Genomic DNA, 24,882 nt, shown 5'->3' with positions numbered 1-24,882 from the left:
TTCAGGCCCTCTCGCCACGGATCGACACTGCCGGGAACGGGTAAGGCTCGTTGCGCTCGACCCAGTCCATGAAATCTGCCCGTGCACCGGGGAAGCCGATCTGGGTCCAGCCCACCATGCCTTTGTTGCCACCGTGAATCGGGTCGCAGAAGAACCCTTCGCGGGTGTTCTGTACCAGCAAGCTGAAAAACAGCTTGGCCGGCAGCGCGTCGAACACCAGCTCACCGGCTTCGACCTTGGCAAGAATGCGGTCTCGGGTAGCGCTATCTTGCGCAGCAAACACTTGGCCCGAGTTGGCTTTGCACCAGCCGTCCACGGCAGCGATGCCCAGCCGGTAGATCTGTTGCGGGCTGAGTTGCAGCTGGTAGCCCAATTCTGGGGCGGCATCGGCATTGAACGGCCCCTGCATGTACCACTGCGCGCCAGTGGCATACGGGGTATTCATCTGGCGGTCGATGAACTCGGCGGCACCCGCTTCGAGCGCACCTGGGCCCAGTTCGTCCGCAGGGATGATGCGGGCAACGGCCGCTTGCACGAAGGCCCATTCTTCGGCGGTGAAAAAGGTTGGCTGATAATCGCCCGCAGGCGCAGCGACAGGTACCTTAGGCTCCCGCACAGGTTCGGCCAGCAGTTGGCTGGCACCCAGGCCCAGCCCGGTGCTGGCCACGGTGGCGACCGGTATCAAGGTCAAGGTCTTGCGCAGGAATTCCCGGCGCGGATTGTCTGGGGCGTGCTCAGGCATTTCAAATCCTCATCAGCAGTAGGGGCGGCCTTGGTTTGCGCCATCTGATTTTTCAATGGGGTACTCGCGCAAGCGGGCGCGTGTAGAAGACAGCCGAATAATCTAGCGCGTTCAGAAATGTTTTGAAACCGGTTTCATTCTTGACATTGTTGGCCTCCAGCAAAAATGCCCAACACCGCGGATAAGGTATTTTTCACATCAGCCTCACCCTCTGCCGACATCCTGCTACCTAAAGTGCGCGCACTCTCAAAGGTTCCGAGCCACCGGTTCCGGTCCATTGTCCGCGCTCACTGGAGTGACAGCATGCTGCATGGCGTCATCGACACCCCGCCGGCCCTTAAGCTCGCCCGGCCCTACCGATTGCCCCGCGCCAAAGCGCTGCTGGTGGCTCTGTGCGTATCGGTCGCGCTGGTGGCACTCGCTGCCTGGGCTGCCGCACGCCCTGCCCTTGCAGACCTTGGCGACCCGCATACGTTGCACAGCAGCGGCTTGCACAGCGCCTGGTCCAAGGGCTCGGTCATTGTGGTGATTCGTCACGCCGAACGCTGCGACCGCTCACGCGGTGCCTGCCTGGACGACCCCACCGGTATTACCCTGGCGGGCAGCCGGGTAGCCGCCGACGTCGGCCAAGGCCTGCACCGCCTTGGCCTGCTCAGTGCAGATGTGTGGGCTAGCCCGGAAGTGCGCACCCGGCAGACCGCGCAGTTCATGTTCGGCAAGGCCATTGCCACGCAGGACTGGCTCAACCAGTGTGACCACAGCTTCGCCCGCAATGCCTTCGCCAATAAGCAACCCGGCCGCAACCTGGTGCTGGTCAGCCACAGTGGCTGTCTGGAGCAGGTGGAGCGCCAGCTCAACGTCGACACTGACGCGGATTCCAACCGCTATGCCAGCGCGCTGTTCATCACCCAGGGCGAAGATGGCAAGGCCCGCGTGCTGGGCCAGATGAATGCCAGCCAGTGGCGCAAACTCGCTGATGCCCGGGAAATCTGACCATGCCTGTACCTTCACGCGCCGCCTTCTACCGCAACAACCTGCTGCTACCGCTGCTGCTGGCGGGCATCGTCTTCGTCGCCTTCGACCTGACCGAACTCGACCGCTGGATCAGCAACCTGCTGATCGACCCGGCCACCGGCCAGTTTCCGCTGTTGCACAATCAATGGTTCGAAAAGGTCACCCACAAGTGGCCACGGGTATTACCGAACTGGACCGGTGAACTGGCCGTGATCGGCTCGCTGCTGTCGTTCGCCTGGCCGCGCCTGGCCAATCACCCGCAATGGGGCCTTACGCGGTGGCTGGAAACCGCACGAATCGCACCAGTATTGCGCTTCACCACCCACCACCGCCGCGACTTGTTGTTCGTGGTGGTCGCGTTCGCGCTGTGCACCACCGTCATCCATTACCTGAAAAGCCATACCAGCGTGTACTGCCCGGTGGAAACGACGCTGTACGGCGGCCAGCAGGCGCGGGTCGAGTGGTTCGAGCACTTCACCTGGCTGGACAAGGCCGGCGATGGCCGATGCTGGCCAGGCGGGCATGCGTCCAGTGGTTTCACCTTGCTGGCCCTGTACTTCGTAGCGCTACGCCACCGCTGGATGCATGCGCGCAAGCTGCTGGTGGCGATCCTGTTGCTGGGGTTCGTCTACGGCACCACCCGCGTGCTGCAAGGCTGGCACTACATGTCCCACACCTTCTGGGCAGGGCTGTTCGTCTGGTTCACCACCTGGGCCACTGCCTTGCTGTTCTACGGCCGCCTGGCCTTGCAGGCGCCAAATCACAGCCCTGCAAGCCATTGTTCCCCAGCCCATTCGATCAGCTCACTACCCTTGCAAGCCCAGCTTTGCGCCGAGCAAGAGCCGAATCGAGATGCTTGAAAACGCCCTACTCCTTCCCTAACTGCAACCAAGTGTTTCTTAGCAGAGAAGAAATCGAACTTTCCTACACCTTTATAGGACGCTCAATACTCACCCATGAATTGATTCCTCGTTAGTGTTCAGGCTTCAGCCAAATACTTGCGTCTGGCCGCATGGTCCGCCCATGCCCAGTGCATACGCTGCCTGCCCAAACACGAGGACCAGGAATGTTCAGTGAGCCCGATGGCACTGGTAAAACAGTGCCCACCAACCAGCCAATCCTGCTTGAAGTCGTGTGTGGGGAGCCATCGCATACCCGTGCACGACGTGAAAGCCCCCCCACTGCGCAAGCTGCCGGCAATACCCTGGAGCCCGCAGGTACTCTCCCTCATCCCCGCCGAAGTTCTCGAGTCGCTCAACGTCATGCTGCTGTAGTAGCGAGCAAGTGCTCGTCATGACCGTACTCAGGCACTTTTGGGGGAATTCACATGCCTAGCCAATCCGATTTGCGCTTCACCTTCCAGCCGCTGGTTGGCCAGGTTGAGTTTGAGGTGGTTTCGTTCGAACTCGACGAAGCGATCAGTAAACCTTTCCAATTAAGCCTGGAGCTGGTCAGTTACCAAGACGATGTCGATTTTGGCCAACTGCTCGACAAACCGGTGCTATTCACCCTGTGGCGGGGAGCCCGCCCGTTGCGCTACGTGCACGGCCTGGTCAGCACCTTCAGCCAAGGAGAGACAGGTTTTCACCGTACGCGCTACCGCGCCTTGGTCGAACCCACGTTGGCGCGTGCCGGGCTGCGTTCGAACTGGCGCATCTTCCAGCAAAAAACCGCCTCGCAGATTCTCGAGCTCATGCTCAAACGCCAAGGCATCCTTCATTTTGAGCTGCACAGCTGCGGTGAACATGCGGTACGGGAATTCTGCGTGCAGGCCGGTGAAACCGACCTGGACTTCATCGCCCGCCTCGCCGCCGAAGAAGGCTTTGTCTACTGCTTCGAGCACACACCCAAACACCACATGCTGGTCATCACCGACCGGTTGCTTTCGCTGGGCCAGATCAGCCGGGGTGTCATCAAGATCGATGATGACGATGAAGGGTTCGTCGATGACGATGACATCGCCCCAGACGCAGTGCTGTACCGCGCCAATAGCGGTGGCGATCAGGCAAAGCCTTGTCTACGCCGCCTGCGCTACAGCGAGCAGGTACGCACTGCACGACAGGTGCAACGCGACTATACATTCACCAATCCGGAGTTCCGCCAGGAACACCGCGCAGAAGCAAGTGGCCTGACACACCAGTCCACCGCGTACGAGCGCTTCGACTACCCTGGCCGATACAAGCGTGATGCGGTCGGCGTGCCCTTCACCGCCACCCGGATCACCGCGCTGCGCCATGATGCCCGCATTGCCGAAGTGCAAGGCGATGACGTGCGCCTGCAACCGGGGCTGAGCTTCACCCTGATCGAGCACCCGCGACAAGACTTGAACGTGCACTGGCGTGTGATCAAGGTGCACCACGAGGGTACCCAGTTCACCAGCCTGCAGGAGGAAGCCGCCGGGGCCAGGCAAGGCACGCGCTATAGCCAAGACGCCGTACTGGTGCCAGGCAGAACCGAATGGCACCCGGCGCCGTTGGCCAAACCACGCGTCGACGGCCCGCACATGGCCACCGTCGTCGGCCCAGTTGGCGAGGAGATCTATTGCGACCAGTGGGGCCGGGTCAAGGTCAGCTTCCCTTGGGACAGGGAGAGCGAAAACAATGAATTCAGCTCCTGCTGGGTGCGGGTGTCGCAAGGCTGGGCCGGAGGCAGCTGGGGCTCGATGGCCATCCCGCGTATTGGCCAGGACGTGATCATCCAGTACGTCAACGCCGACCCAGACCAGCCAATGATCACCGGCCGCACCTACTGCGGCAATCAGCTGCCCCCGTACGACCTGCCCGAGCACAAGACGCGCATGACCATCAAGAGCCAGACCCACAAGGGCGATGGCTTCAACGAACTGCGTTTCGAGGACGAACTGGGTCGCCAGGAGGTGTTCATCCATGCAGAAAGGGACCAGAACAACGTTGTAAAGCATAACGAAACGACGCAGGTCGGCAACGATCGCGCTGAACGGGTCGAGCGTGACGAAACGGTTTCGATTGGCCAGGACCGCCGGGAAGACGTCGGCCGGGACGAGTCCCTCAGCATCGGCCAAAATCGGATTCACGACATCGGCAATGACAACAACTTGAAGATTGGCCGGACGCACACGATCGTCACCGGCCAGGACCGCATCGAGACGGTTGGCAACCAGCGCCAGGACATTACCAAAGCCAACCACACGGTAGAAATTGGTGGCCACCTCGAAGAGGTGGTGGGCGGTCATCACTTGTTGCAAACCGGTGAAGCCATCCGGCACACCACCAAGGTTTATGACATACAGGTCAGCGAGAGCCTGACGATCCGGAGCCCAGGCGGGCTGCTGCGAATCGATGGGGCCGGTGTCACGCTGGACGGTGTAGCAGTGGCCTTCAAAGGGCCGATCCACCAGCAGGCAAAGGGCAGCCAACGCACAACCTCGACCGCTGGCATTCCTGAACCCGGTGAGCCCATCTGCCTCAGTTGTTTGCTGAAAGCGATCACAAACGGCCACACCATGATCCGTATGGCGGGAGCACACTGATGCCCAGCCCATTCGTCAGAGCACTGGTCAAGGTCCTGCGAGTATCCGACCGGTACCGCCTGAGCGCGGTTGTAGAAATGGCTGATCTTTCACCGAAGGCTCGGGAAAACCTGCTCGAGTACTACTCGCAGCGCTGCTGGCCACTGTTGCAGCAAGCCCAATTCAGCAATTTGCGGGCAGTAGGCCCCTGGCTGTTCGGCTCGCGTCCCGGCTCTGATGTTTCAGCCCAGTACGACTTTAAATGGCAGCTCGAACAAGGTGCAGAGGGCGCGGTATGTGGCTGGATAATCAGCGCATTGCCACCTGCCGAACTCGCGCTGCATTTGAGCCAGGCCAACATCGTCACAGGCGCAGATGGCCATTCGTACCTTCTGCGCTACCACACCGCTGCTGCCCTGCAAGCGCTCGATAGCCACCGTCACTTGCCTGGGGTGAGCGAATGGTTGGCGCCCATCCATCACTGGTGGGCTCCTGTCGCACATCCGCACAAGACGCTGTGGTTGCAGATAGCTGGCGGCGATCAACCTCAAGCGGCGCACGTCACGCCGATCACACTGGACGAAGATTGCTGGGCAGCATTGGCCGGCGACCCACTGAGCTACCAACTTGCCGAGGTACTAAAGGACGTTCAGCACTGCCCAGCCTTGGCGGGCACCTGCCACGGCACGCGCGTCGGGCTGATCCAGCATTACCTCGACCAGGCACGCGAGCAGGGTCTGGCCCGTGAGGAGGACCTCATCACCTATGTACTGATGTTGGCTCGCGACGGTGATCAGCTCAACACCTCACCGGCCTGGCAGGAGGCAATCATCGCCACCCGCGAACAGCACACCGCCCTTATCGACAGCGTGCAGCGACGCCTGCGCACAAAGGACTAAAACACACGCCCATGGATTCGCTTACCGACACGCTCGACCTGTGCAGACGTATCACAACCGGCTACCGCCCTGCGCTACGCAATAGCCCCGTCGCCGACTGCACCCGCCGCTTCGAACTGCTGCCCTTGCGCTATGCCGCCGTTGGCGGCAACCCGGCACAACGCGCCCGCTTGCCCAAGTTGCCGGGCTACCTCAGCCCCTTTCAGGAGGTGGCTGCGCTGACCCACTCCAGCTACGCCATCCGCCCGCTGCGCGAAGGCTTTCTTTACCTGCTGATCAAACGCCACAGCGCACCGGCGCACGAATGGCACAGCCAGTACCGCGTGGCGCCGAATGGCTCACTGTTGTACATCAGCGCCGACGCCCCATGGGAGCCTGCCCCTAGCGCAGGCAACCTGGAGGACATCATCCGCGCCTTCGGCTGGACCATCACGCTCTACGACCTGGACGACATCCAGGAGCTGCGCCCGTTGTTCAGCCCCTCCCCGCTCACGCCGCGCATGCTCGACAACTACCGCCTGCTCGAAGACGAGTACCGCAGCAGCCTGCCCGCGATCGATATCGCAGCGTTCATTCAACCCTCTGACGCGCCGCCACAGCCCCACGTGCTCAAGCACGACCAACTGAACTGGGTAGCCGACTTCAAGGCCCAGGACGACGCAGACCTGCAGGCCCTGCTCGACCTGCAGCCGTTCAACAACGCTCAGATCGTATCCCCGCACGCTTCACGGCAAGCCCTGGCACCGCCCATGAATCAAACCAAGCCGCGCGGCGCCGCTATCGTCATCGAGGATGCCATCGGCATTACCCAGGAGCTCAATGCCTGGCGCAATGCAGCCGTCGACGAGGTGAAGACCCACTGGCTACAGCGCGTTGTGGAACCCGGCGTGGACAATGAACGCAAACTGCTTGTTGCGCAGTCGTTTCTGGAAATCGAGAAGCTCTACCCGCAGATGATGGCCGAGCGCATCGTCAAGCGTGAGGTCATGGCCGAGGCCGTGCGCAAGCAGCCGGTGACGCCTGTGGACTTCTATGGGTTTACCGACCACGCTCGCCAGCAGGCCGATGCGCATGAGGCCCGGATAAAACCTCATCTGGCGCAGTACGAACGCGAAGTCCGGGCCAAGGTTCAGGCCCGCCAGGATGCTGGCGAATTCAGCAAGAAGTTCGACCAGAAGTACGGCCATCTGGTCGACCGCCAAGCCATGCACGATCAGCTCGCAGGCTTCGAGCAAGCGATGCAACAAGCCCAGCAAGCTGCAGAAGACCGCGCCAAAGACCATACCCGATGGCTCCTCAGCGAACGCCTGCTGCAGGCCCTGGACCGTTACGACAATGCCGACCTGATCAATGGCTTGGCCTTTGCCGAGCAAACAGGCCAGTGCGTAATCGGCATGGAGCTCAGCGAGTGGGGCGCGACGGTACTGGACCACTGGTGGCGCAGCGATGTGGCGCATCGGGGCAATTTGGCAATGCGCGGCATCACCTACAACCAGGATGACATCCGCGAAGCGCTTGCCGCGCTTCTGGACGCGGCCAAGGCCGAGCCGGCCTCAGAGACATCCTTCACGTTGCGTGAGTCGCTCGCCCGGCAGGCGCACATCGCGGCGAATGCCTTCGGGCGCATCAACACGCTGTACGAAGAGCTACAAAGCAGAAACAGTACCGCCAGCATCGGCTTGTATGCCTGGTACGTCGCGCTGGGGCGCCAAGTGCTGCGTACCGGGGCACCCAGCAGTGTGGACCGCGCGCTGCACCATGGCCTGCGCCTGACATTGTTCGCATCGATACATGAAACGGCTGTCGACATACGCCTGGGCGAAGCGGCTCGTACTGGGCAGCCCTTGAACCCACAGCGCAGTGGTGCCCAGGTTGCACGCTATCTGGACCAGGCCTGGGCTGAAGGCCTGATGCAGGCCAACAACAGCGACTTCTACAAGGTGCGTGCAGCAGGCCTGGTGTGTTTGCTCGAAGGCATGCTGATGGCCTTCAAGGCACGCGAACTGCCAGACAGTGATGCACGGGTGAAGACCGAACTCTTTGCAGCGGCCATGACTACGGCTGCGGCGGGCTTCGAGATTGGCGCCAGTTATGTGGACCAGGTGGTGACGCGGTATGGCGCGAATAGCGTGACTGGGAGAGGGGCGGCGGCGACCTTGGGGAGATTGAAGCTTTGGGGGGGTAGTTTGGCCAGTATCGGCGGGGGGGTGCTGGCGTGGTGGGATTTTGCAGACTGGATTAAGCATCTAGAAAGCGAACCAACTACGAAGCAAGAGAGGTGGAAGTCGAAGATTCTGGCCACTGCATACGCTTTCAGAGGAGCGGCAACCATTACATTATCATTGGCAGAGTTTGGAACAGCCGTCGCGATTGCGAGACCACTGTTCGAGCACTTGGCTAATTCAAGCTCCAATAAATTAGTAAGACTTTTTAGCCGAACCATGGCAAGACTCGCAAACACTCTCGGAACACAAGCTGCTCGTCTGCTACTCGCTCGATTAGTGCTGGGAGCCTTTTGGATAGGCCTCGCCCTAACGCTCATAATTTACCTCCTTGAAGATGACGCACTGGAGAAGTGGTGCAAGCGCAGTTGTTTCCGCATCGGAAATAGCGCCAGCATTTACAAGGAGGAAGATGAGTTGAGGGCTCTATATTCGGCATTCAGTGAGGTTCTGTAATGTACTTGATGGAGTGGGCATTTTGGCAGATGGCAACCGAGTCAGAAGTCGCACGAAAAGCCTCCGAAGCACAGATGACACTTTCAGAGAAGCGATCAGCTAAAGACTTATACGAGGGGGATCTGGAAGAAGATATTCATTTCCGGTCTGTCAGCGAAAAACCTAATACGCGCGGCCCCGTTTTCGCCTTCAACGATGATTACATGGAGATGCGCTGCGGTGGTTCAGAAGAAAAACGTGGACTACTTACGCTTGCGATGCTCGTCGGAGTTATGCCAATCATAGGCGTCACGACAATCACCGCGCTAAGTTTCCTTTGGGTTGATATAACGGATCAAACCTCACGCTCATTTATATCTGTGATGCTCACTCTTATCATGATACTAGTCGCTGGTACCACACTATATCTATATTCAAAATACGGGATGAAAATCACACGTTTGGAGATGCTGACCAGCCGTCACTTACTCATTCGCTTCAATCGAAAAACCCAACAGGTCCACCTCCATCGACCATGTTATTGCGGCGGCATCGTAACTTTCCCCTGGAGAACAACCGGAAGCACAGGCTTGTATCCAGAGGACGACTCGCTCAGCGTAGGCGTGAGACTAGGCCTGATATGGCACCCCAGCCTTACCGGCCTCCCCCACATGGAAATGGCCTTCGTCGGCAAGCAAGGCCAAGGCGGCAGCGAGCTCCGTGACGAATGGGAGTTCATCCGCCGCTACATGGAAGAAGGCCCTCACGCCGTCCCCCGCCCCCGTCTAAGCACCCAGTTACCCTCGCCCATCCAGGCATTCAGCGCCCAATTCGAAGGCCTCAGCCGCTTCTTCCGCAAAAGCAGCTGGCTGTTCAAAGTCGCCCTACTCATGGTCTGGCCCGCTTTCGTCATTGTCGGCACCGCGCACTGGGTCAGCCTGCTGCTGTGCTGGCGACCACGCTGGCCAAAGGTGATTCGCGAGGCCGGCTTGCCCGGAAAACCAGTGCCTCCACCCACCACCTTGAGTGACTACCCGCCCGACATCCAGGAGCGCTTACTTGCCAATGCCGACCGTTGGCAGCTCAAGCCCGGCAAGCGCCCCGAGAAGAAACCACGAAAACCGCGTACGCCCAAAAAGTCGAAGGAGTTCGATTGATGTCATCCATGATCGACACGCTCGACCTGCGCAGGTGTATCACTTCCAGCTACGGCTCCGAGCAACAGCCAACTGCATCTGAGCGACAGGAGGAGTTAGGCGCTCCGTATTCGGCTTTCGAGGTCTCAAATTGTATTTGATCGAATGGGGATTTTGGCAGATGGCAACCGAGTCAGAAGCCGCACGAAAAGCCTCCGAAGCACAGATGACAGCTTCAGAGAAGCGATCAGCTAAAGACTTTTACGAAGGGGACCTAGAAGAAGATATTCATTTTCGGTCTGTCAGCGAAAACCCTCATACGCGCGGCCCCGTGTTCGCCTTCAACGATGATTTCATGGAGATGCGCTGCGGTGGCTCAGAAGAAAAACGTGGACTCCTTACCCTTGCGATGCTCGTCGGAGTTATGCCAGCCATAGGCGTCACGACATTCATCGCATTAAGTTTCCTCTGGATTGATATAACGATTCCAGCCTCACGCTCATTTATAACTTTGGCACTCACCCTCATCATGATGCTAGTCGCTGGCACCACACTATATCTATATTCAAAATATGGGATGAAAATCACACGTCTGGAGATGCTGACCAGCCGTCACTTACTCATTCGCTTCAATCGAAAAACCCAGCAAGTCCACCTCCATCGGCCAAGTTATTGCGGTGGCATCGTAACGTTCCCTTGGAGAACAACCGGAAGCACAGGCATCTACCCTGAGGACGACTCACTCAGCGTAGGCACGAGACTAGGCTTGGTCTGGCACCCCAGCCTTACCGGCCTCCCCCACATGGAAATGGCCTTCGTCGGCAAGCAAGGCCAAGGCGGCAGCGAGCTCCGTGACGAATGGGAGTTCATCCGCCGCTACATGGAAGAAGGCCCTCACGCCGTCCCCCGCCCCCGTCTAAGCACCCAGTTACCCTCGCCCATCCAGGCATTCAGCGCCCAATTCGAAGGCCTCAGCCGCTTCTTCCGCAAAAGCAGCTGGCTGTTCAAACTCGCCCTGCTCATGGTCTGGCCCGCTTTCGTCATTGTCGGCACCGCGCACTGGTTCAGCCTGCTGCTGTGCTGGCGACCACGCTGGCCGAAGGTGATTCGCGAGGCCGGCTTGCCCGGCAAACCAGTGCCTCCACCCACCACCTTGAGTGACTACCCGCCCGACATACAGGAGCGCTTGCTTGCCAATGCCGACCGTTGGCAGCTCAAGCCCGGCAAGCGTCCCGAGAAGAAACCACGCAAGCCGCGTACGCCCAAAAAGCCGAAGGAGTTCGATTGATGTCATCAATCACCGAAACGCTCGACCGGTGCAGCCGTCACATCCGGCTACCGCCCCGCGCTACTCAGCAGCCCCCGTCGCCAACTGTTCCGGAACAACAGAAGGAATTAGACGATCTACATTCGGCTTTCAACGAGGTCTTAAATTGTATTTAATCGAATGGGGCTTCTGGCAAATGGCAACAGAGTCAGAGGCCGCACGTAAGGCGTACGAGGCAGAGATTATGCCAAGAGAGAAACGCGCCAATCAGGATTTTTATGAGGGCGACGTGGAGCAGGACATACATTTCCGGCAGGTCAGCGAAAAGCCTAACACGCGGGGCCCTGTTTTTGCCTTTAATGAAATATTTATGGACATGCGTTGCGGCGGCTCTGAAGAAAAGCGGGGGCTAATTACACTTATCACATTAGGCGGGATTCTCCCAGGCATTGCCTTAGGAATCTATATCGCAGTTGGCTCCATCTGGCTCGACATCACAAGCCGTGCTTCAAGCTCTTTTTTAGCAGTAGTGCTCACGATAACCTTGGCCTGGGCTTCAGGAGCCGCACTATACTTTTACTCGAAATATGGCATAAAACTTAGTCGATTAGAAATGCTGACCAGCCGCCATCTGCTTATTCGCTTCAATCGAAAGACCCAACAAGTCCATCTTCATCGGCCAAACTATTGCGGCGGCATCGTAACGTTCCCTTGGAGAACAACCGGAAGCACAGGCATCTACCCTGAGGACGACTCACTCAGCGTAGGCACGAGACTAGGCTTGGTCTGGCACCCCAGCCATACCGGCCTCCCCCACATGGAAATGGCCTTCGTCGGCAAGCAAGGCCAAGGCGGCAGCGAGCTCCGTGACGAATGGGAGTTCATCCGCCGCTACATGGAAGAAGGCTCTCACGCCGTCCCCCGCCCCCGTCTAAGCACCCAGTTACCCTCGCCCATCCAGGCATTCAGCGCCCAGTTCGAAGGCCTCAGCCGCTTCTTCCGCAAAAGCAGCTGGCTGTTCAAACTCGCCCTGCTCATGGTCTGGCCCGCTTTCGTCATTGTCGGCACCGCGCACTGGTTCAGCCTGCTGCTGTGCTGGCGACCACGCTGGCCGAAGGTGATCCGTGAGGCAGGTTTGCCCGGCAAACCAGTGCCTCCACCCACCACCTTAAGTGACTACCCGCCCGACATACAGGAGCGCTTGCTTGCCAATGCCGACCGTTGGCAGCTCAAGCCCGGCAAGCGCCCTGAGAAAAAACCACGGAAACCGCGCACCTCCAAATCGCCAAAAACACCGACATAGAAGCGGGCTGCACAGGCAAGCGAGTGGGTCGCAACCACCGACCCAATTCCCCAATGCTGGGGGCACCGGGCCCATTGGCAAGTACCGTAAAAGAAACCCACGAAACGGCCGCATCCCCCGTTGTACAAGGCCTGCGAGTCATTTATTTCGGTTTGGCACGCCTATTGCCGATCTCCTCCCAGACGCCCCAAGTCCATGGGCCCGTTTGCAGGAGGAATTGACTCATGCTCCGACCGATACCCCACCCGCTGGCAGTGGCGATTTTCGCCGGCATGCTCCAGATCCCGGCACAGGCTGCATTGAACGCTGTCGACCCCGGCCCCTACAACCTTGCCAATGGCAACTTTGCAGGCTGGTACCAGGACAGTCATGGTCGCACCCTCGACCTGTGCTTGACCAAAGCGGTGAGTTCAAGGGTCGCCGGTGCTCCCGGCGCGCCGGCGTACATGTGCACACTGCTACCAACCCCCGGTGTGTTCGACGACACCCAACCCATCGCCTTCCCCACCAACTTCCCTGACGAAGCCTTCTGGTTCACCGCCGACGCCGCCATCGTCGACGCTGCACGGGGCATCGACCTGAGCTACGGCACGGCCATCGAGGCAGCATTTGCCGCCGAAGAGCCCGTCGAAGGCGACCAGGTCAGCTTCGCCCGGGTGCGTATTCGCGTCGATGTGCCGACCGCAGGCACCTACGTGGTCACCCATCCCTACGGCGTCGAAGTCTTTGACGTACCGGCCGGTGGGCGCCGGGCGATCAACATGACCCGCGACATCGGCATCGCTGGCGCTGGCGACTTCAGCGGCGCGCTCAAAGGCGATGTCGGGCCGTTCCTGCGCAGCGTCAATGGCCCCTACACCGAAGGCAGCGAGCGCTTCATCGGCGACCCGAACCTGGATGAACGTGTGACCGGCAGCCCGTTCAACACTAACTTCGTGCGCATCGAAGGCCCGGGGGGCATCGACCTGCGGACCGAGCTGTTCTCGATCTCGGGCAAGCTTTCCGATGTTGCCCTGCCCACGCCGCTGATGCCGCAGCGCACCACCTACTCGCGGCGCACCGAGAATGGCGACCTGCACGCCCAGCAAGATGTCTTCGTCATGGCCCCGCCGCCACCGGCCGCCGTCACCCTGACCAGCCAGACGCCAAACCTGAACCTGACCGAAGCCAACGGCACCGGTGCCTGGTACGCCCAGTCGGTACTCAACCCGAATGTGCCCACCACGCTGGTACTGACCGCCGACAACAGCGTGGCCATCCCGACCAGCAGCCTGACCACGGCCAACCTGCCACTGACCGACCTGGTGACCATCACTCAGGCCGAATACCACCTGTCCACCGGGCAACTGACGCTGGTCGCCAGCACCAGTGACGAAACCAGCCCGCCCGCCCTCACCGCCCACACCGGCAACGGCACGTTGCTGGGCAACCTCAGTGGCAACGGCGCGGTGAAGACATTGAGCACATCCCTTTCGCCCATCCCACCGGCCAAGGTGCAAGTCACCAGCGCCAATGGCGGTAGCGACAGCGAAGACGTGGTGCTGGTGCCATGAACAGACAAAGGCTCAGCCCTCAAGGAGGCAGCATGAACACTTGGCCACGCCGTGCGCTGTTCGCCGCCGGTTTCTCCCTCACTGTCACCAGCGCTGCCTTCGCCGCGCTGTCCGATGTCGACCCCGGGCCCTACACCTTCGCCACCGGCGGCTACCCGATGTGGTACAAGGACGGCAACGACCTGTCGCTTGAACTGTGCCAGTCACGCGCCACCAGTTCGCGGGTTGCCGGGGCGCCGGGTGCACCGTCCTACATGTGTACCTTGTTGCCGGAGCCGGGCATCTACGACGACGCCTTGCCCCTGGTGTTCCCCGACAACTGGCCGCCCGAGATGTTCTGGTTCCTGGCCGAGGCCACCATCCCGGCAGTGGGCAACAGCGGTTATGAGCTGGACGCCTATGTGGCCGGCCTTGAGGCCGCCTTTGCTGCTGAAAACCCGATGGATGGCGACCAGCAGAGCTTTGCCCGCATCCGCATCCGCGTCTCGGTACCCCGGGCCGGTGTCTACACCATTACCCACCCCTACGGTGTCGAGACGGTCAACGTCACCACCCCTGGCCGGCGCGCGATCAACATCACCCGTGACATCGGCATCGGTGCCCCCGGTAACTTCACCGGTGCGCTCAACGGCGCGCTGGGCCCATGGCTAAGAGGCGCTGGCGGGCCGTACCTGGAGGTCAACCCAGACACCGGCGCCACCGACACCTTCATTGGTGACCCGAACAGGCCCGAGACCGTGGTCGGCAGCCCGTTCAACACCAACTTCATCCGTATCGACGGCCCGCCCGGGCGCATCGAAACGTCGCTGTTCACCGTGTCTGGCAAGGTGCTCGACCAGCGTGCGCAAACGCCAGTGACCCTGGAGCGCGCCACCTACTCGCGCAACGGCTCCGGCACCCGTGTGGAGGTGTTCGCCAAGGCCCCGCATGACGCTAGTCTGTGCATGCGCAATGGCCTGGCACTGATCGGCACGCCGCCTTCGCCTTGCCAGTTCAACCTGCTGACAGACAACAACGGGCTGTTCTTCAGCCAGCAGTTCGGCCAGGCCGTGCCGCCCGCCGTGGTGGTGGTGACTGCCAGCAACAGCACTGCCGGCACCCAGCCGACCGCACTGTCGAGCAAGCTGACTGACGTGGTCAAGGTCAGCACCGCGCGCTACGACTGGGCCAACAAGCGCCTGTTCATCGAGGCCCGCTCCAGCGACGAAGTGGCCATCCCCGACATGCTCGCCCAAGGCTATGGCCGGATGTCCAAATCGGGCACGCTGCAGAGCCTGACCGTGAATGACCTGGCACAGCCGCCGGCCACCGTCACAGTCAAGTCGGCCCATGGCGGCAGCGATGTGGAACCGGTGATCGTGGTCGGCAATGCGCCGGTCGAGGCCGCCAACCAACCGCCGCTGGCCCAGGCCGATGTCGGCAGCACCAGTGTCGGCATCCCGCTGACCCTCAACCTGCTGCTGAACGACAGCGACCCGGACGGCAACGTACCGCTGGCCATCAGCGACCTGACCCAACCCGGTACCGGCCTTGGCGGCGTCGTGCTCAATGGCACCACCTCGGTCACCTACACCCCACCCGCCGGTGCCACGCAACCTCTGGTGGCCACCTTCAACTACCGGGCGGTGGATGCCAAAGGCCTGAAGTCGGAACCGGCCACGGTGACCATCAACGTTGCGCCCAACCAGGCGCCAGCGGCTAACCCGGAAACGGTCGCCACCCTGGGCGTGCCGCTGACCATCAACGTGCTGGCCAACGACACCGACCCGGAAGGCAACCTGCCGTTGACCGTTGCCGCCGTCACACAACCCGCTGCCGGCCGAGGCACCGTCAGCACCGATGGCACGACGGTGACCTACACCCCACCGGCAACGGTGACGGCGGCCTTTACCACCACCTTCACCTACCAGGTGCGTGACTCGCTGGGGGCGCTGTCCAACGCCGGCACCGTCACGGTCAACGTGTCGCCACGCCCAGCCGCCGAGACCTTCGCGGTCACCGCAGCCACGGTCACGGCACGCTCCAACAACCGGTACAACTGGGACATCAGCGGCACCTCATCGGTGACCACCGGCAACGTTGTGACCGTACGCGTCACCACCACCACCGGCGTGCAAACCCTGGGCACCACTACCGTACCGGTCACCGGGCGCTGGCGCCTGGCGGTCAGCAACAGCACCACGGTGATCCCGACCGCCGCGCCGACGGCGACCATCACCACCAGCCCAGGGACCACACGCACCGTCAACGTCGTCGTGCAGTAGAAGGCGGGAGAACGCCATGAAATGCCTGTATCCACTGTTGCTCTGCCTGGCCCTGGCGGGCCAGGCCAGCTGGGCCGAGGACCTGATGGACAACGCCGACCTTGCGGCCGGCAATGACCTCGGTGACCCCGTGATCATCCGCCTGTTACCGGTCGGCGCCGGCCAGGCAGCGGTGATCGAGCAGCAAGGCACGGGCAACCGCGCCGCCCTCGACCAGAACGGCCAGGCCCTGCTGGGCCGCATCGTCCAGGCCGGGGGCGCGCAAGAGGCGTACATCCTGCAAGAAGGTAGTGACCTGATGGCCAGCATCAGCCAGCAGGGATATGGCAACAGCGCGTCGATCCGCCAGAGCGGCAGCAGCAACAGCGCTGCCATCGACCAGATCGGCAACAACAACAGCGCCAACATCGTGCAGTCCGGCACGGGCCTCAACAGCTCCGTGACCCAAGCCGGCAATGGCCAGCATGTTCAGATCACCCAATACCGATAGACCTGGAGGCACCACCATGTTCAAGCTCGCTCCCCTCAGTGCCGCTATCGTCCTCGCCCTCGCAGGCCAGGTCATGGCTGCCGACAGCACCTCGACCCAGACCCAAGACGGCAAGGAAAACATTGCCGAAGTGACCCAGACCCTCGCACCGTTCGCCTCGGCCACCCAGTCGCAGACCGGCAAGGGCCACAACCACCTGGCGGTGCAGGCCAACAGCACCAGCGATATCCAGCAAAGCGCCACCGGCTCGTACAACGCAGGCTACGCCGAGCAGTTGTTCGAAAATGGCAGCCAGATCACCCAGCAGGCCGGGGGCAGCTACAACGACGCCTTTGCCAGCCAGTCGCTGGGCGAGAACAACCAGTCGCTGCAGACCCAGCAAGGCACTGAAAACCGCTCGACCGTGTGGCAGGACAGCCAGTTGGGCAGCCAGGCCACCACCCAGCAGTCCGGCCAGCGCAACGAAGCCTTCGTCGAGCAGACCTTCGGCGGCAGCAATAACCAGAGCATGATCATCCAGGCAGGCGCCGACAACTACGCCGCCGCCGAGCACTTGACGCATAACGACGGCAACATCCAGATCTACCAGGACGGCAAGGAAAACTGGGCTTACGGTGACCAGCGCGACGGCGAGGGTGGCACCATCGGCCTCAGCCAGACCGGTACCGGCAACTCGGTGGAGGTCTGGCAAGACACGCAAGTCGGCAGCCAGGCCAACGTCACCCAGACCGGCCAGCTCAACGAAGGCTACATCGACCAGAGCTTCGGCGACGCGAACAAGGCCACCCTCACACAAAAAGGCAAGGCCAACGCCAGTTGGTCGGACCAGTTCGAGAGCAACAACTCGACCACCACCATTTCGCAGACCGGTAACAACAACCTGCACTACACCTACCAGAACGGCGAAAACCTGAACTTGACCGTGACCACCCAAGGCAACGGCAACAAGATCACCGCCAGCAACTGGAAAGGCGACAAGATGGGCGGCCAGTTCGGCGTCAACCAGACGGCCGTGATCAACCAGTACGGTAACGGCAACGGCGTGAACCTGACGCAGAACGGCGACAACCACCTGGCCACGCTGAACCAGACCGGTAACAACAACGCGATGCAGACCAAGCAGGCCGACAGCAACAACGAACTGTTCTTCGAGCAGAACGGCACCGACAACATCCTGGTCGCCGACCAGCGCGGTACCGACAACTATGCCTTCGGCAGCAGCGAGGGCACCGGCAACGTCATCAACCTGGACCAGTCCGGCTATAGCAACCAGAGCTACACCAACCAGCTCTACGGCAGTGGCAACGAGGCCACCATCAAGCAGACCGACAGCATCAACGTCGCCTACGTGACCCAGGGTGGCCAGGGCAACAAGGCGTTCGTCGACCAAAGCGGCATGGCGCAAACCGCCACCATCAGCCAGCTGGGCAGCGCGAACATGGCCACTGTGACCCAAAAATAACCTGCTCCCCCCTTGAACCGCGGTGCTCACTCTCCCTGGTGCCGCGGTTCCTTTTTTATTGTTTCCTTGCTACCTCACCGCCCTTTGTAGGAGCAGCCTTGTGCTGCGAAGAGGCCGGTGAAAACACAGTAAATTTGCGCTGCTATCACCGGCCTCTTCGCAGCACAAGGCTGCTCCTACACGGGGAGCGCATGAGCCGGGGTAGAATGGAACACCGTAAGCCTGGTGCTGCTTCCATGATCCAGTCCGACCTCGACCTATTCGGCCCCCAGCCGCAACGCCTGGCCAGCCACACCGTGCTGTTGCCCGGCTTCGCCCTGGCCGAGCTCGAGGCCTTGCTCGACGCTTTGCGCCCGGTGCTGCGCGCCGCGCCGTTCCGGCACATGCACACGCCTGGTGGCCTGCACATGGCTGTCGCACTGACCAATTGCGGGGCACTGGGCTGGGTCAGTGACGAGCACGGCTACCGCTACACCCTGACCGACCCGCAGAGCGGCCAGCCCTGGCCTGCGCTACCGCCGGTGCTGCTCGGCCTGGCAAACCGCGCTGCGGCCGTCGCCGGTTTCGACGACTTCGTGCCCGACGCTTGCCTGGTCAACCACTACTTGCCAGGCACCCGTTTGAGCTTGCACCAAGACCGTAACGAGCAAGACTTCAGCAAGCCGATCGTGTCGATATCACTGGGCTTGCCGGCAGTGTTCCTGCTGGGCGGGCTGCAGCGCTCGGACAAGACCCAGCGTGTGCCGTTGAGCCATGGCGATGTGCTGGTGTGGGGCGGTGAGGATCGCTTGCGCTTTCATGGCGTGCTGCCCATCAAACCCGGCGTGCACCCGCGCATGGGCGAGCGGCGGATCAACCTGACCCTGCGCAAAGCGGGCTGATCGGGTAAAAACTTGAACATCCGGGCCTGAACGGTTTCTAAAGAGGAGCCGCGTCAGCTTTCACAAGGAGCCCATGCCCATGAAAATGCCCGGCCGCGCACCCAATACCTTTGTGCAGCTGGATTACGTACGCGATACGTTGTTCGGCCCGGTCGCCCAGAGCGTGGAATGCCAATGCCAACTCGCCGCCCTCAACCTGCAGGGCCGCCCTGCCCTGCGCTTGCACATCTGCCCACCGCTGCCCGACAAGGTCGATCGCGCCCACAGCGTGGCGTTCGTCTGGGATGGCCGCAGCTACCGCGGGGTGGTGCGTGACCAAGGCAAATGTGGCGATGGCGGGCTGAACCTCTTGCTTGAGCTGCAATAAGGTGATCAACGGCGATCAAATGCGCTGAACCTGCCCGCAACTGCGCGTCTCCATAGAAAAGAGCCCACGCCTTCTGGAGACCGTCATGAACAGTCCACTGCTCAAGCTCTTCACCCGCCCATCCGATGCCTGGATGGAGATACGCCGCGCCGAAGAGGACCATCCGCAGCAATACCTGCCTCGGCTGCTGGCCCTGGCGCTGATCCCTGCCATTTGCCTGTTTGTCGGCACCACCACGTTCGGCTGGAGCCTGGCCGCCGAAGAGCGTGTGCGCCTGAGCATTGGCAGCGCGGCGCAGTTGGCAGGCCTGCTGTACGCCGCCACAGTGGTCGGGGTCATGATCATGGGCGTGATGATCCGCTGGATGTCACGCGGCTTCGATGCGCAACCCAGCCTGCAGCAATGCATCGGCTTTGCCGCTTACTGCGCCACGCCGTGGTTTTTCGCGGGGGTGGTTGGGTTGCTGCCGATTCGCTGGCTGGCGCTGACCGCGCTATTGGCTGCTTCGGCTTATGCCAGCGTGCTGCTGTTTGGCGGGCTGCAGACGTTTCTGCGGTTACGCAAGGAGCAGGCCATGCTGTTCGCCGCATGCGTGTGGGGGGTTGGGCTGTTGGTGCTGGTGACCATCCTGGTGTCGATGATCCTGTTCTGGTTCAACGGCCTGATGCCAGAATATGTGCGCCCGGCCAGCCTCGGCTGACCGGGCACAGGCTGCAGGCTCAGGCAATCGCCCTTATTGGCGTGGTCGGCTTGTTACGCAGCGCATGCAGCTGCGAAACCAGGTTCACCACGTCGCGGCAACTGTTGAGGTCCTGCAGGGCAACGCCTGTCAGGGTAACGCCCTCTTCGAGGCGCTGCCCCTGGCCGAGGCGGATGGTCAGGTGGGCGCCATCCGCGCAACTGACCTCGCAGCGATCAGGCAGGCAGGCTTGCTCGATCATCTGCCGCATCTCTAGCATTGAAACGCCTATCAACGACATTGTACGACCCTCTCTGTACTGGATGGCCTGTTGTTTAGGTACGCCTTTGCCAGGCATGGTGCCAATTGATATTGCGCATGCTCAGGCGGCCGTCCATGCGCCGGAGCAATGATGGTGCGCGGGATCATCTAGCACCTTAGTGGAAGATCGCAGGCCAGCCAGGGCTGTTCGATCGGCTGCACAGAGTTGACGACGAGCGGTCTCAGCTGCCCTCGGCCTGCATCTGCCCGAACCGGCCGGCATGGAAGTCGTCGAACGACTCAGCGATTTCTGCCTCGCTGTTCATCACGAATGGGCCATAGCCAACGATCGGCTCATCGATCGGCTCACCGCTGAGCAGCAGCACACTGGCGCCTTCCAGCGCCTCGAGCACAATGTCCTCACCACCACGCTCGAGCAGTACCAGGCTGGCGGGCCCGGCTTCCCGTTCACCGTTGACCCGCACAGTCCCGCGCAGCACCACCAAGGCGGCGTTACGCCCCACCGCTACGGGCAATTGCAAGGTCGCTTGTGCATTCAGGCGCAAATCCCAGACATCCATCGCGGTGAAGGTCCGCGCAGGGCCTTGGTGGCCTTGGAATTCACCCGCGATCACCCGCAAGCTGCCACGCTGGTCATCCAGCGCCACCACCGGGATATCCGTGGCAAGCAACGTCTGGTAACCCGCCGCGGCGCGCTTGTCACGCGCGGGCAGGTTGACCCACAGCTGGACCATTTCGAGTGTGCCACCCGTGCGGGCGAATGCCGGCGAATGGAATTCTTCATGGATAATGCCATTGGCCGCCGTCATCCATTGCACGTCGCCGGGGCCGATCAAGCCACCAGCCCCCGTGGAATCGCGGTGTTCGAGCTCGCCTTGGTAGACGATGGTCACCGTTTCGAAACCACGGTGCGGGTGCTGGCCGACGCCGCGTCGGTCACGTGTAGGGGGGAAGTCGTGGGGGCCGGCGTAGTCCAGCAGCAAGAACGGGCTGATCTGGCGGGCCAGGTCGTCGTAGGTGAACAGGCTGCGCACCGGGAAGCCATCGCCTACCCAGTGGGCGTGGGGGCTGCGGTGAATACCCAGAATCTTTTTCATGAGAAGTCTCCTCTCTTGGCTGGGATCACCTTACCAATGATGCCAATAAGCCGGTAGACAGCTTAAATGGCATGCATTGTCTCACCTGTGGAACGACAACGTTACGGTTGCAGGAAGCCCAACACCTGCTCGGCGGCCATGGCCGGGTCCTCCTGCATGAAGCAGTGCCCACCAGCGACCTGCCGCGCGCTCACATTGGGGTTTAGCGCCGCCAGGCGTTTGACCGAATGCGGCACGAAGGGATAGGTCTGTTCGCCATACAGCACCCGCGTCGGCGTGTGGATCGCGGCCAAGTTCGCCCACATACGCTTGGGGAACGAACTGAAAATTTCCACCTCGCGGCTGGGCCGGCACTTGAGCACTACCGCCTCGCCACAATCGCCAATGGCATGCTCCACATAGGCCAGCATTGCTGCATCGGTCCAGCCTTTGAAAATGCCGCGCCCCTGCAGCGAGGCCAGTGCCGCCTCACGATCAGGCCAATGGCTGCGGCGGTTGGCCGCCTTGCGCGCCAAGGCATGGCGCTGATGCAGGCCGACCAGCGCAGCCGCGCCCATCACACCGATCATGCGGCGGCTGAATAGCACCGGGTCAAGCAGCACGGCCCGCTCGAACAGCGTGGGTGCGCTGGCCAGGATCAGCCCCGTGAGCACGCCACCAAAGCTGTGCCCGAGGGCAAAGCGCGGCACCTCGCCATACTCGCCACGCCCGCTTTCGAACGCCTCCACCGCCAGTTCAGCGGTGCGGTTCCACCCGCGAAACACCCCGCCATGGTCGCTGTCACCATGGCCTTGCACATCACACAGCCACAGGTCGAAATGCTCGCCCAGGCGCATCAGCAACGGCTGGTACGCCAGGCAGCAGAAGCCGTTGCCGTGCAGAAAATGCAGCAAAGGCTTGCCACTGGCGGGTGTGCGCCACCCGCGCAAGGTGAAGCCTTCGGGGCATAGGTGTGACCAGGGGATCAACTGCATCGGCTTGCTGTACTCATCGGTCTATGAAAACGCCGATTCTACAAACAGCAGCGGGTAGAGTGAAATCACCAGCAGCAAGGCCATCAGGACATTGAACAGCATCAGCCAGCGCGGGTTCTGCAACAGGTTGCGCAAAGCGCTGCCAAACATGACCCAGACCCCGACGCTGGGCAGGTTGACCAGGGCGAACAACGCGGCGATGACAACCACGTTCATCACGTAGCCCTGGGCCGGTGTGTAGGTAGTGATAGCCCCCACCGCCATCACCCAGGCCTTGGGGTTGACCCACTGGAATGCGGCGGCGCCCCAGAACCCCAGGGGCTTGCGGGCCTTGGCCGAATCCGTGCCGATTGGCCCAGAGGTCGCGATCTTCCACGCCAGGTACAGCAAGTAGGCCGCGCCGGTGTAACGCAGTACGGTGTACAACGGCGGCCACGCCTTGAACACCTCGCCCAGGCCCAAACCGACGGCCAGCACCATTACCATGAAGCCAAGGCTGATACCCATGGCATGCGGGATCGAGCGACGCACGCCGAAGTTCACCCCCGAGGCCAGCAGCATGGTGTTGTTCGGCCCCGGGGTGATGGAGGATACGAAGGCAAAGAGCACGAACGCTGTAAGCAGGTCGGCAGAGGCAAGCATGGCAGGCATTCCACAATCATTATTGGTGCTGTCACACTAACGGAGTCGCCCTGCCTTGCGACCGATACAGTTTTGCTAAATTAAATAGATACAAATACTGTACCGATCTCATCCCGTTCAAGGAAGCCCGCCCCATGAGCCTCACTATCCGCCCCGCGGTGCGTACCGACGCCGCGCAGATCCTTGCCTTCATCACCGAGCTTGCCGACTACGAACGTGCGCGCCACGAGGTGATCGCCTCGGTCGCCGATATCGAGCGCAGCCTGTTCGACGAGGGCAGTACGGTGCACAGCCTGATCTGCGAGCGGGATGGCCAGGCGATCGGTTTTGCCGTGTATTTCTACAGTTATTCGACGTGGCTGGGGCGTAACGGGATTTATCTGGAAGACCTGTACGTCACACCCGAGCAACGCGGCGATGGTGCCGGGCGCACATTGCTGCGGCACATTGCCCGCGAGGCCGTGGCGAACGGCTGTGGGCGCCTGGAATGGAGTGTGCTGGACTGGAACGAACCCGCAATCGGCTTCTACCAGTCGCTGGGGGCCGAAGCGCTGGATGAGTGGGTTAAATATCGGCTCGATGGCGAGAAGTTGTTGGCGTTTGCCCAGGGTTGACCCTCAATACCGCCGAAATCCCCCTGTAGGAGCAGCCTTGTGCTGCGAAGAGGCCGGCAACGCTGACAGAAAGAGTGTGGCAATACCGGCCTCTTCGCAGCACAAGGCTGCTCCTACGGGTGAATGAAAGCCGAACGCTGGCTCAGTTCCGTCGCCACACCGCCCCGGCAATATCCACCCGCTTGGGCAACACCTTGTTCTGGAAAAACAGCTCCGCCGTGCGCTGCTGCGCCGCCACGATCTCATCGCTCACCGGTATCACCGGCGACGCCGGCCGATGGCTGAAGCTGCGCCGCACCACCGCCTCCGGCAAGCCCATGAACTGTGCAAGCAACTGGATGCTCCCAGCTTCATCACTGCGTGTGAGCGCCTCGGCCTGGCTGATCGCATCCAGCAGCTGACCGACAAACGCCCCATTGGCCTCGACGTACTCACGCGCCCCCAGCATAAAAGGCCCGATCAAGCCCAGCCCTTGGCCATCGGCCAACAGCCGCGCCTTGCCCTCCAGGTCGATGGCCGAATAGAACGGGTCCCAGATCGCCCAGGCGTCCACGCTGCCGCGCTCGAACGCCGCACGCGCATCGGCAGGCGCCAGGTACACCGGCTGCACATCGCGGATGCTCAACCCAGCCTTGGCCAGGCTACGCAGCAACAGGTTGTGCGCACTCGAACCTTTCTGTAGGGCAACCCGCTTACCCTTGAGGTCGCCGACGCTGGCCACCGGGCTGTCTTTCGGTACCAGAATCACCTCAGCCTGCGGCTTTGGCGGTTCGGCACCGATGTACAGCAGGTCGGCACCAGCTGCTTGGGCGAAGATCGGCGGAATATCACCGGTCGAACCGATGTCGAGGCTGCCAATGTTCAAGGCTTCTAGCATTTGCGGGCCGGCCGGAAACTCGATCCACTCAACCTGGGTATGGGCAAAGCGCTGCTCCAGAAGGCGATGCTGCTTGGCCAGGACCAGGCTGATCGAGCCCTTCTGATAGCCAATGCGCAACGTCGCAGGGTCTGCCGCCTGGACAGCACCGGCGAAGCTCAGCAGTAACAGGACGGCAAGGCGTAGCACACGCAT

Annotated in this window: 22 protein-coding genes; 16 read left to right on the top strand and 6 right to left on the bottom strand. The window is 61.5% G+C overall.

Going from position 1 to position 24,882, the window contains the following annotated elements; genetic code table 11:
- Position 1: 1 nt before the first annotated feature.
- Positions 2-742 (bottom strand): gluconate 2-dehydrogenase subunit 3 family protein, encoded by a 741-nt coding sequence (locus LOY53_RS12370; protein ID WP_252824032.1) that lies wholly within the window; start codon positions 740-742, stop codon positions 2-4.
- A gap of 303 nt (positions 743-1,045) precedes the next feature.
- Here LOY53_RS12370 and LOY53_RS12365 point away from each other — a divergent pair, with 303 nt between their 5' ends.
- From LOY53_RS12365 to LOY53_RS12295, 15 genes are all read left to right on the top strand, one after another.
- On the top strand, positions 1,046-1,735 hold the full coding sequence (locus tag LOY53_RS12365; RefSeq protein ID WP_258704087.1) for a histidine phosphatase family protein: 690 nt from the start codon (positions 1,046-1,048) through the stop codon (positions 1,733-1,735).
- Between the two features lie 2 nt (positions 1,736-1,737).
- Positions 1,738-2,616 carry a phosphatase PAP2 family protein gene (locus LOY53_RS12360; protein ID WP_258704086.1) on the top strand — a complete coding sequence of 293 codons (879 nt, stop codon included), beginning with the start codon at positions 1,738-1,740 and terminating at the stop codon, positions 2,614-2,616.
- Positions 2,617-3,083: 467 nt separating this feature from the next.
- Positions 3,084-5,264, top strand: a complete 2,181-nt coding sequence (locus LOY53_RS12355; protein WP_258704085.1) for a type VI secretion system Vgr family protein — start codon at positions 3,084-3,086, stop codon at positions 5,262-5,264.
- Positions 5,264-6,142, top strand: coding sequence for a DUF4123 domain-containing protein (locus LOY53_RS12350; protein WP_258704084.1), 879 nt, complete (start codon positions 5,264-5,266; stop codon positions 6,140-6,142). The genes LOY53_RS12355 and LOY53_RS12350 overlap by 1 nt, the downstream gene beginning before the upstream one ends.
- Positions 6,143-6,153: 11 nt before the next feature.
- Positions 6,154-8,820, top strand: a complete 2,667-nt coding sequence (locus LOY53_RS12345; protein ID WP_258704083.1) for a T6SS effector BTH_I2691 family protein — start codon at positions 6,154-6,156, stop codon at positions 8,818-8,820.
- Complete coding sequence (locus LOY53_RS12340) at positions 8,820-9,956, top strand: DUF6708 domain-containing protein (RefSeq protein WP_252824027.1); 1,137 nt, start codon at positions 8,820-8,822, stop codon at positions 9,954-9,956. Before LOY53_RS12345 ends, LOY53_RS12340 begins: the two co-directional genes overlap by 1 nt.
- 130 nt (positions 9,957-10,086) lie before the next feature.
- Positions 10,087-11,223, top strand: a complete 1,137-nt coding sequence (locus tag LOY53_RS12335; protein WP_258704082.1) for a DUF6708 domain-containing protein — start codon at positions 10,087-10,089, stop codon at positions 11,221-11,223.
- A gap of 145 nt (positions 11,224-11,368) precedes the next feature.
- Entirely contained in the window at positions 11,369-12,505 is a 1,137-nt protein-coding gene (locus LOY53_RS12330; protein ID WP_252824025.1) for a DUF6708 domain-containing protein, read from the top strand.
- A 224-nt stretch (positions 12,506-12,729) separates the two neighbouring features.
- Positions 12,730-14,058 (top strand): hypothetical protein, encoded by a 1,329-nt coding sequence (locus LOY53_RS12325; RefSeq protein ID WP_027593360.1) that lies wholly within the window; start codon positions 12,730-12,732, stop codon positions 14,056-14,058.
- A gap of 32 nt (positions 14,059-14,090) precedes the next feature.
- On the top strand, positions 14,091-16,322 hold the full coding sequence (locus LOY53_RS12320) for an Ig-like domain-containing protein (protein ID WP_258704081.1): 2,232 nt from the start codon (positions 14,091-14,093) through the stop codon (positions 16,320-16,322).
- A 16-nt stretch (positions 16,323-16,338) separates the two neighbouring features.
- Positions 16,339-16,812, top strand: coding sequence for a curlin (locus tag LOY53_RS12315; RefSeq protein WP_027593362.1), 474 nt, complete (start codon positions 16,339-16,341; stop codon positions 16,810-16,812).
- Between the two features lie 16 nt (positions 16,813-16,828).
- Positions 16,829-18,274, top strand: a complete 1,446-nt coding sequence (locus LOY53_RS12310) for a curlin (protein WP_252824023.1) — start codon at positions 16,829-16,831, stop codon at positions 18,272-18,274.
- A 236-nt stretch (positions 18,275-18,510) separates the two neighbouring features.
- Positions 18,511-19,155 (top strand): DNA oxidative demethylase AlkB, encoded by a 645-nt coding sequence (gene alkB / locus LOY53_RS12305; protein WP_258704080.1) that lies wholly within the window; start codon positions 18,511-18,513, stop codon positions 19,153-19,155.
- Positions 19,156-19,234: 79 nt separating this feature from the next.
- Positions 19,235-19,522: a hypothetical protein gene (locus LOY53_RS12300; RefSeq protein WP_252824019.1), complete on the top strand. Its 288-nt coding sequence runs from the start codon at positions 19,235-19,237 to the stop codon at positions 19,520-19,522.
- 85 nt (positions 19,523-19,607) lie between these two features.
- Positions 19,608-20,222 (top strand): Yip1 family protein, encoded by a 615-nt coding sequence (locus LOY53_RS12295; protein ID WP_027593366.1) that lies wholly within the window; start codon positions 19,608-19,610, stop codon positions 20,220-20,222.
- Between the two features lie 19 nt (positions 20,223-20,241).
- Here LOY53_RS12295 and LOY53_RS12290 read toward each other — a convergent pair whose 3' ends face one another.
- The 4 genes from LOY53_RS12290 to LOY53_RS12275 form a co-directional block, all read right to left on the bottom strand.
- Positions 20,242-20,502 (bottom strand): DUF1652 domain-containing protein, encoded by a 261-nt coding sequence (locus LOY53_RS12290; RefSeq protein WP_099454250.1) that lies wholly within the window; start codon positions 20,500-20,502, stop codon positions 20,242-20,244.
- 202 nt (positions 20,503-20,704) lie between these two features.
- Complete coding sequence (locus tag LOY53_RS12285) at positions 20,705-21,580, bottom strand: pirin family protein (protein WP_252824016.1); 876 nt, start codon at positions 21,578-21,580, stop codon at positions 20,705-20,707.
- Positions 21,581-21,681: 101 nt separating this feature from the next.
- Positions 21,682-22,554 (bottom strand): alpha/beta fold hydrolase, encoded by an 873-nt coding sequence (locus LOY53_RS12280; RefSeq protein ID WP_252824014.1) that lies wholly within the window; start codon positions 22,552-22,554, stop codon positions 21,682-21,684.
- A gap of 21 nt (positions 22,555-22,575) precedes the next feature.
- Positions 22,576-23,205, bottom strand: coding sequence for a LysE family translocator (locus LOY53_RS12275; RefSeq protein WP_172960357.1), 630 nt, complete (start codon positions 23,203-23,205; stop codon positions 22,576-22,578).
- 125 nt (positions 23,206-23,330) lie between these two features.
- Here LOY53_RS12275 and LOY53_RS12270 point away from each other — a divergent pair, with 125 nt between their 5' ends.
- Positions 23,331-23,810, top strand: a complete 480-nt coding sequence (locus LOY53_RS12270; RefSeq protein ID WP_252824013.1) for a GNAT family N-acetyltransferase — start codon at positions 23,331-23,333, stop codon at positions 23,808-23,810.
- 142 nt (positions 23,811-23,952) lie between these two features.
- Here the strand turns inward: LOY53_RS12270 and LOY53_RS12265 are convergent, their stop codons facing one another.
- On the bottom strand, positions 23,953-24,882 hold the full coding sequence (locus LOY53_RS12265; RefSeq protein WP_252824011.1) for an aliphatic sulfonate ABC transporter substrate-binding protein: 930 nt from the start codon (positions 24,880-24,882) through the stop codon (positions 23,953-23,955).

The sequence above is a fragment of the Pseudomonas sp. B21-031 genome (assembly GCF_024748985.1).
GTDB lineage: Bacteria > Pseudomonadota > Gammaproteobacteria > Pseudomonadales > Pseudomonadaceae > Aquipseudomonas > Aquipseudomonas kermanshahensis.
Note: the sequence above shows the minus strand (reverse complement) of the source record. Positions and strands in the feature narration are given on the sequence as shown.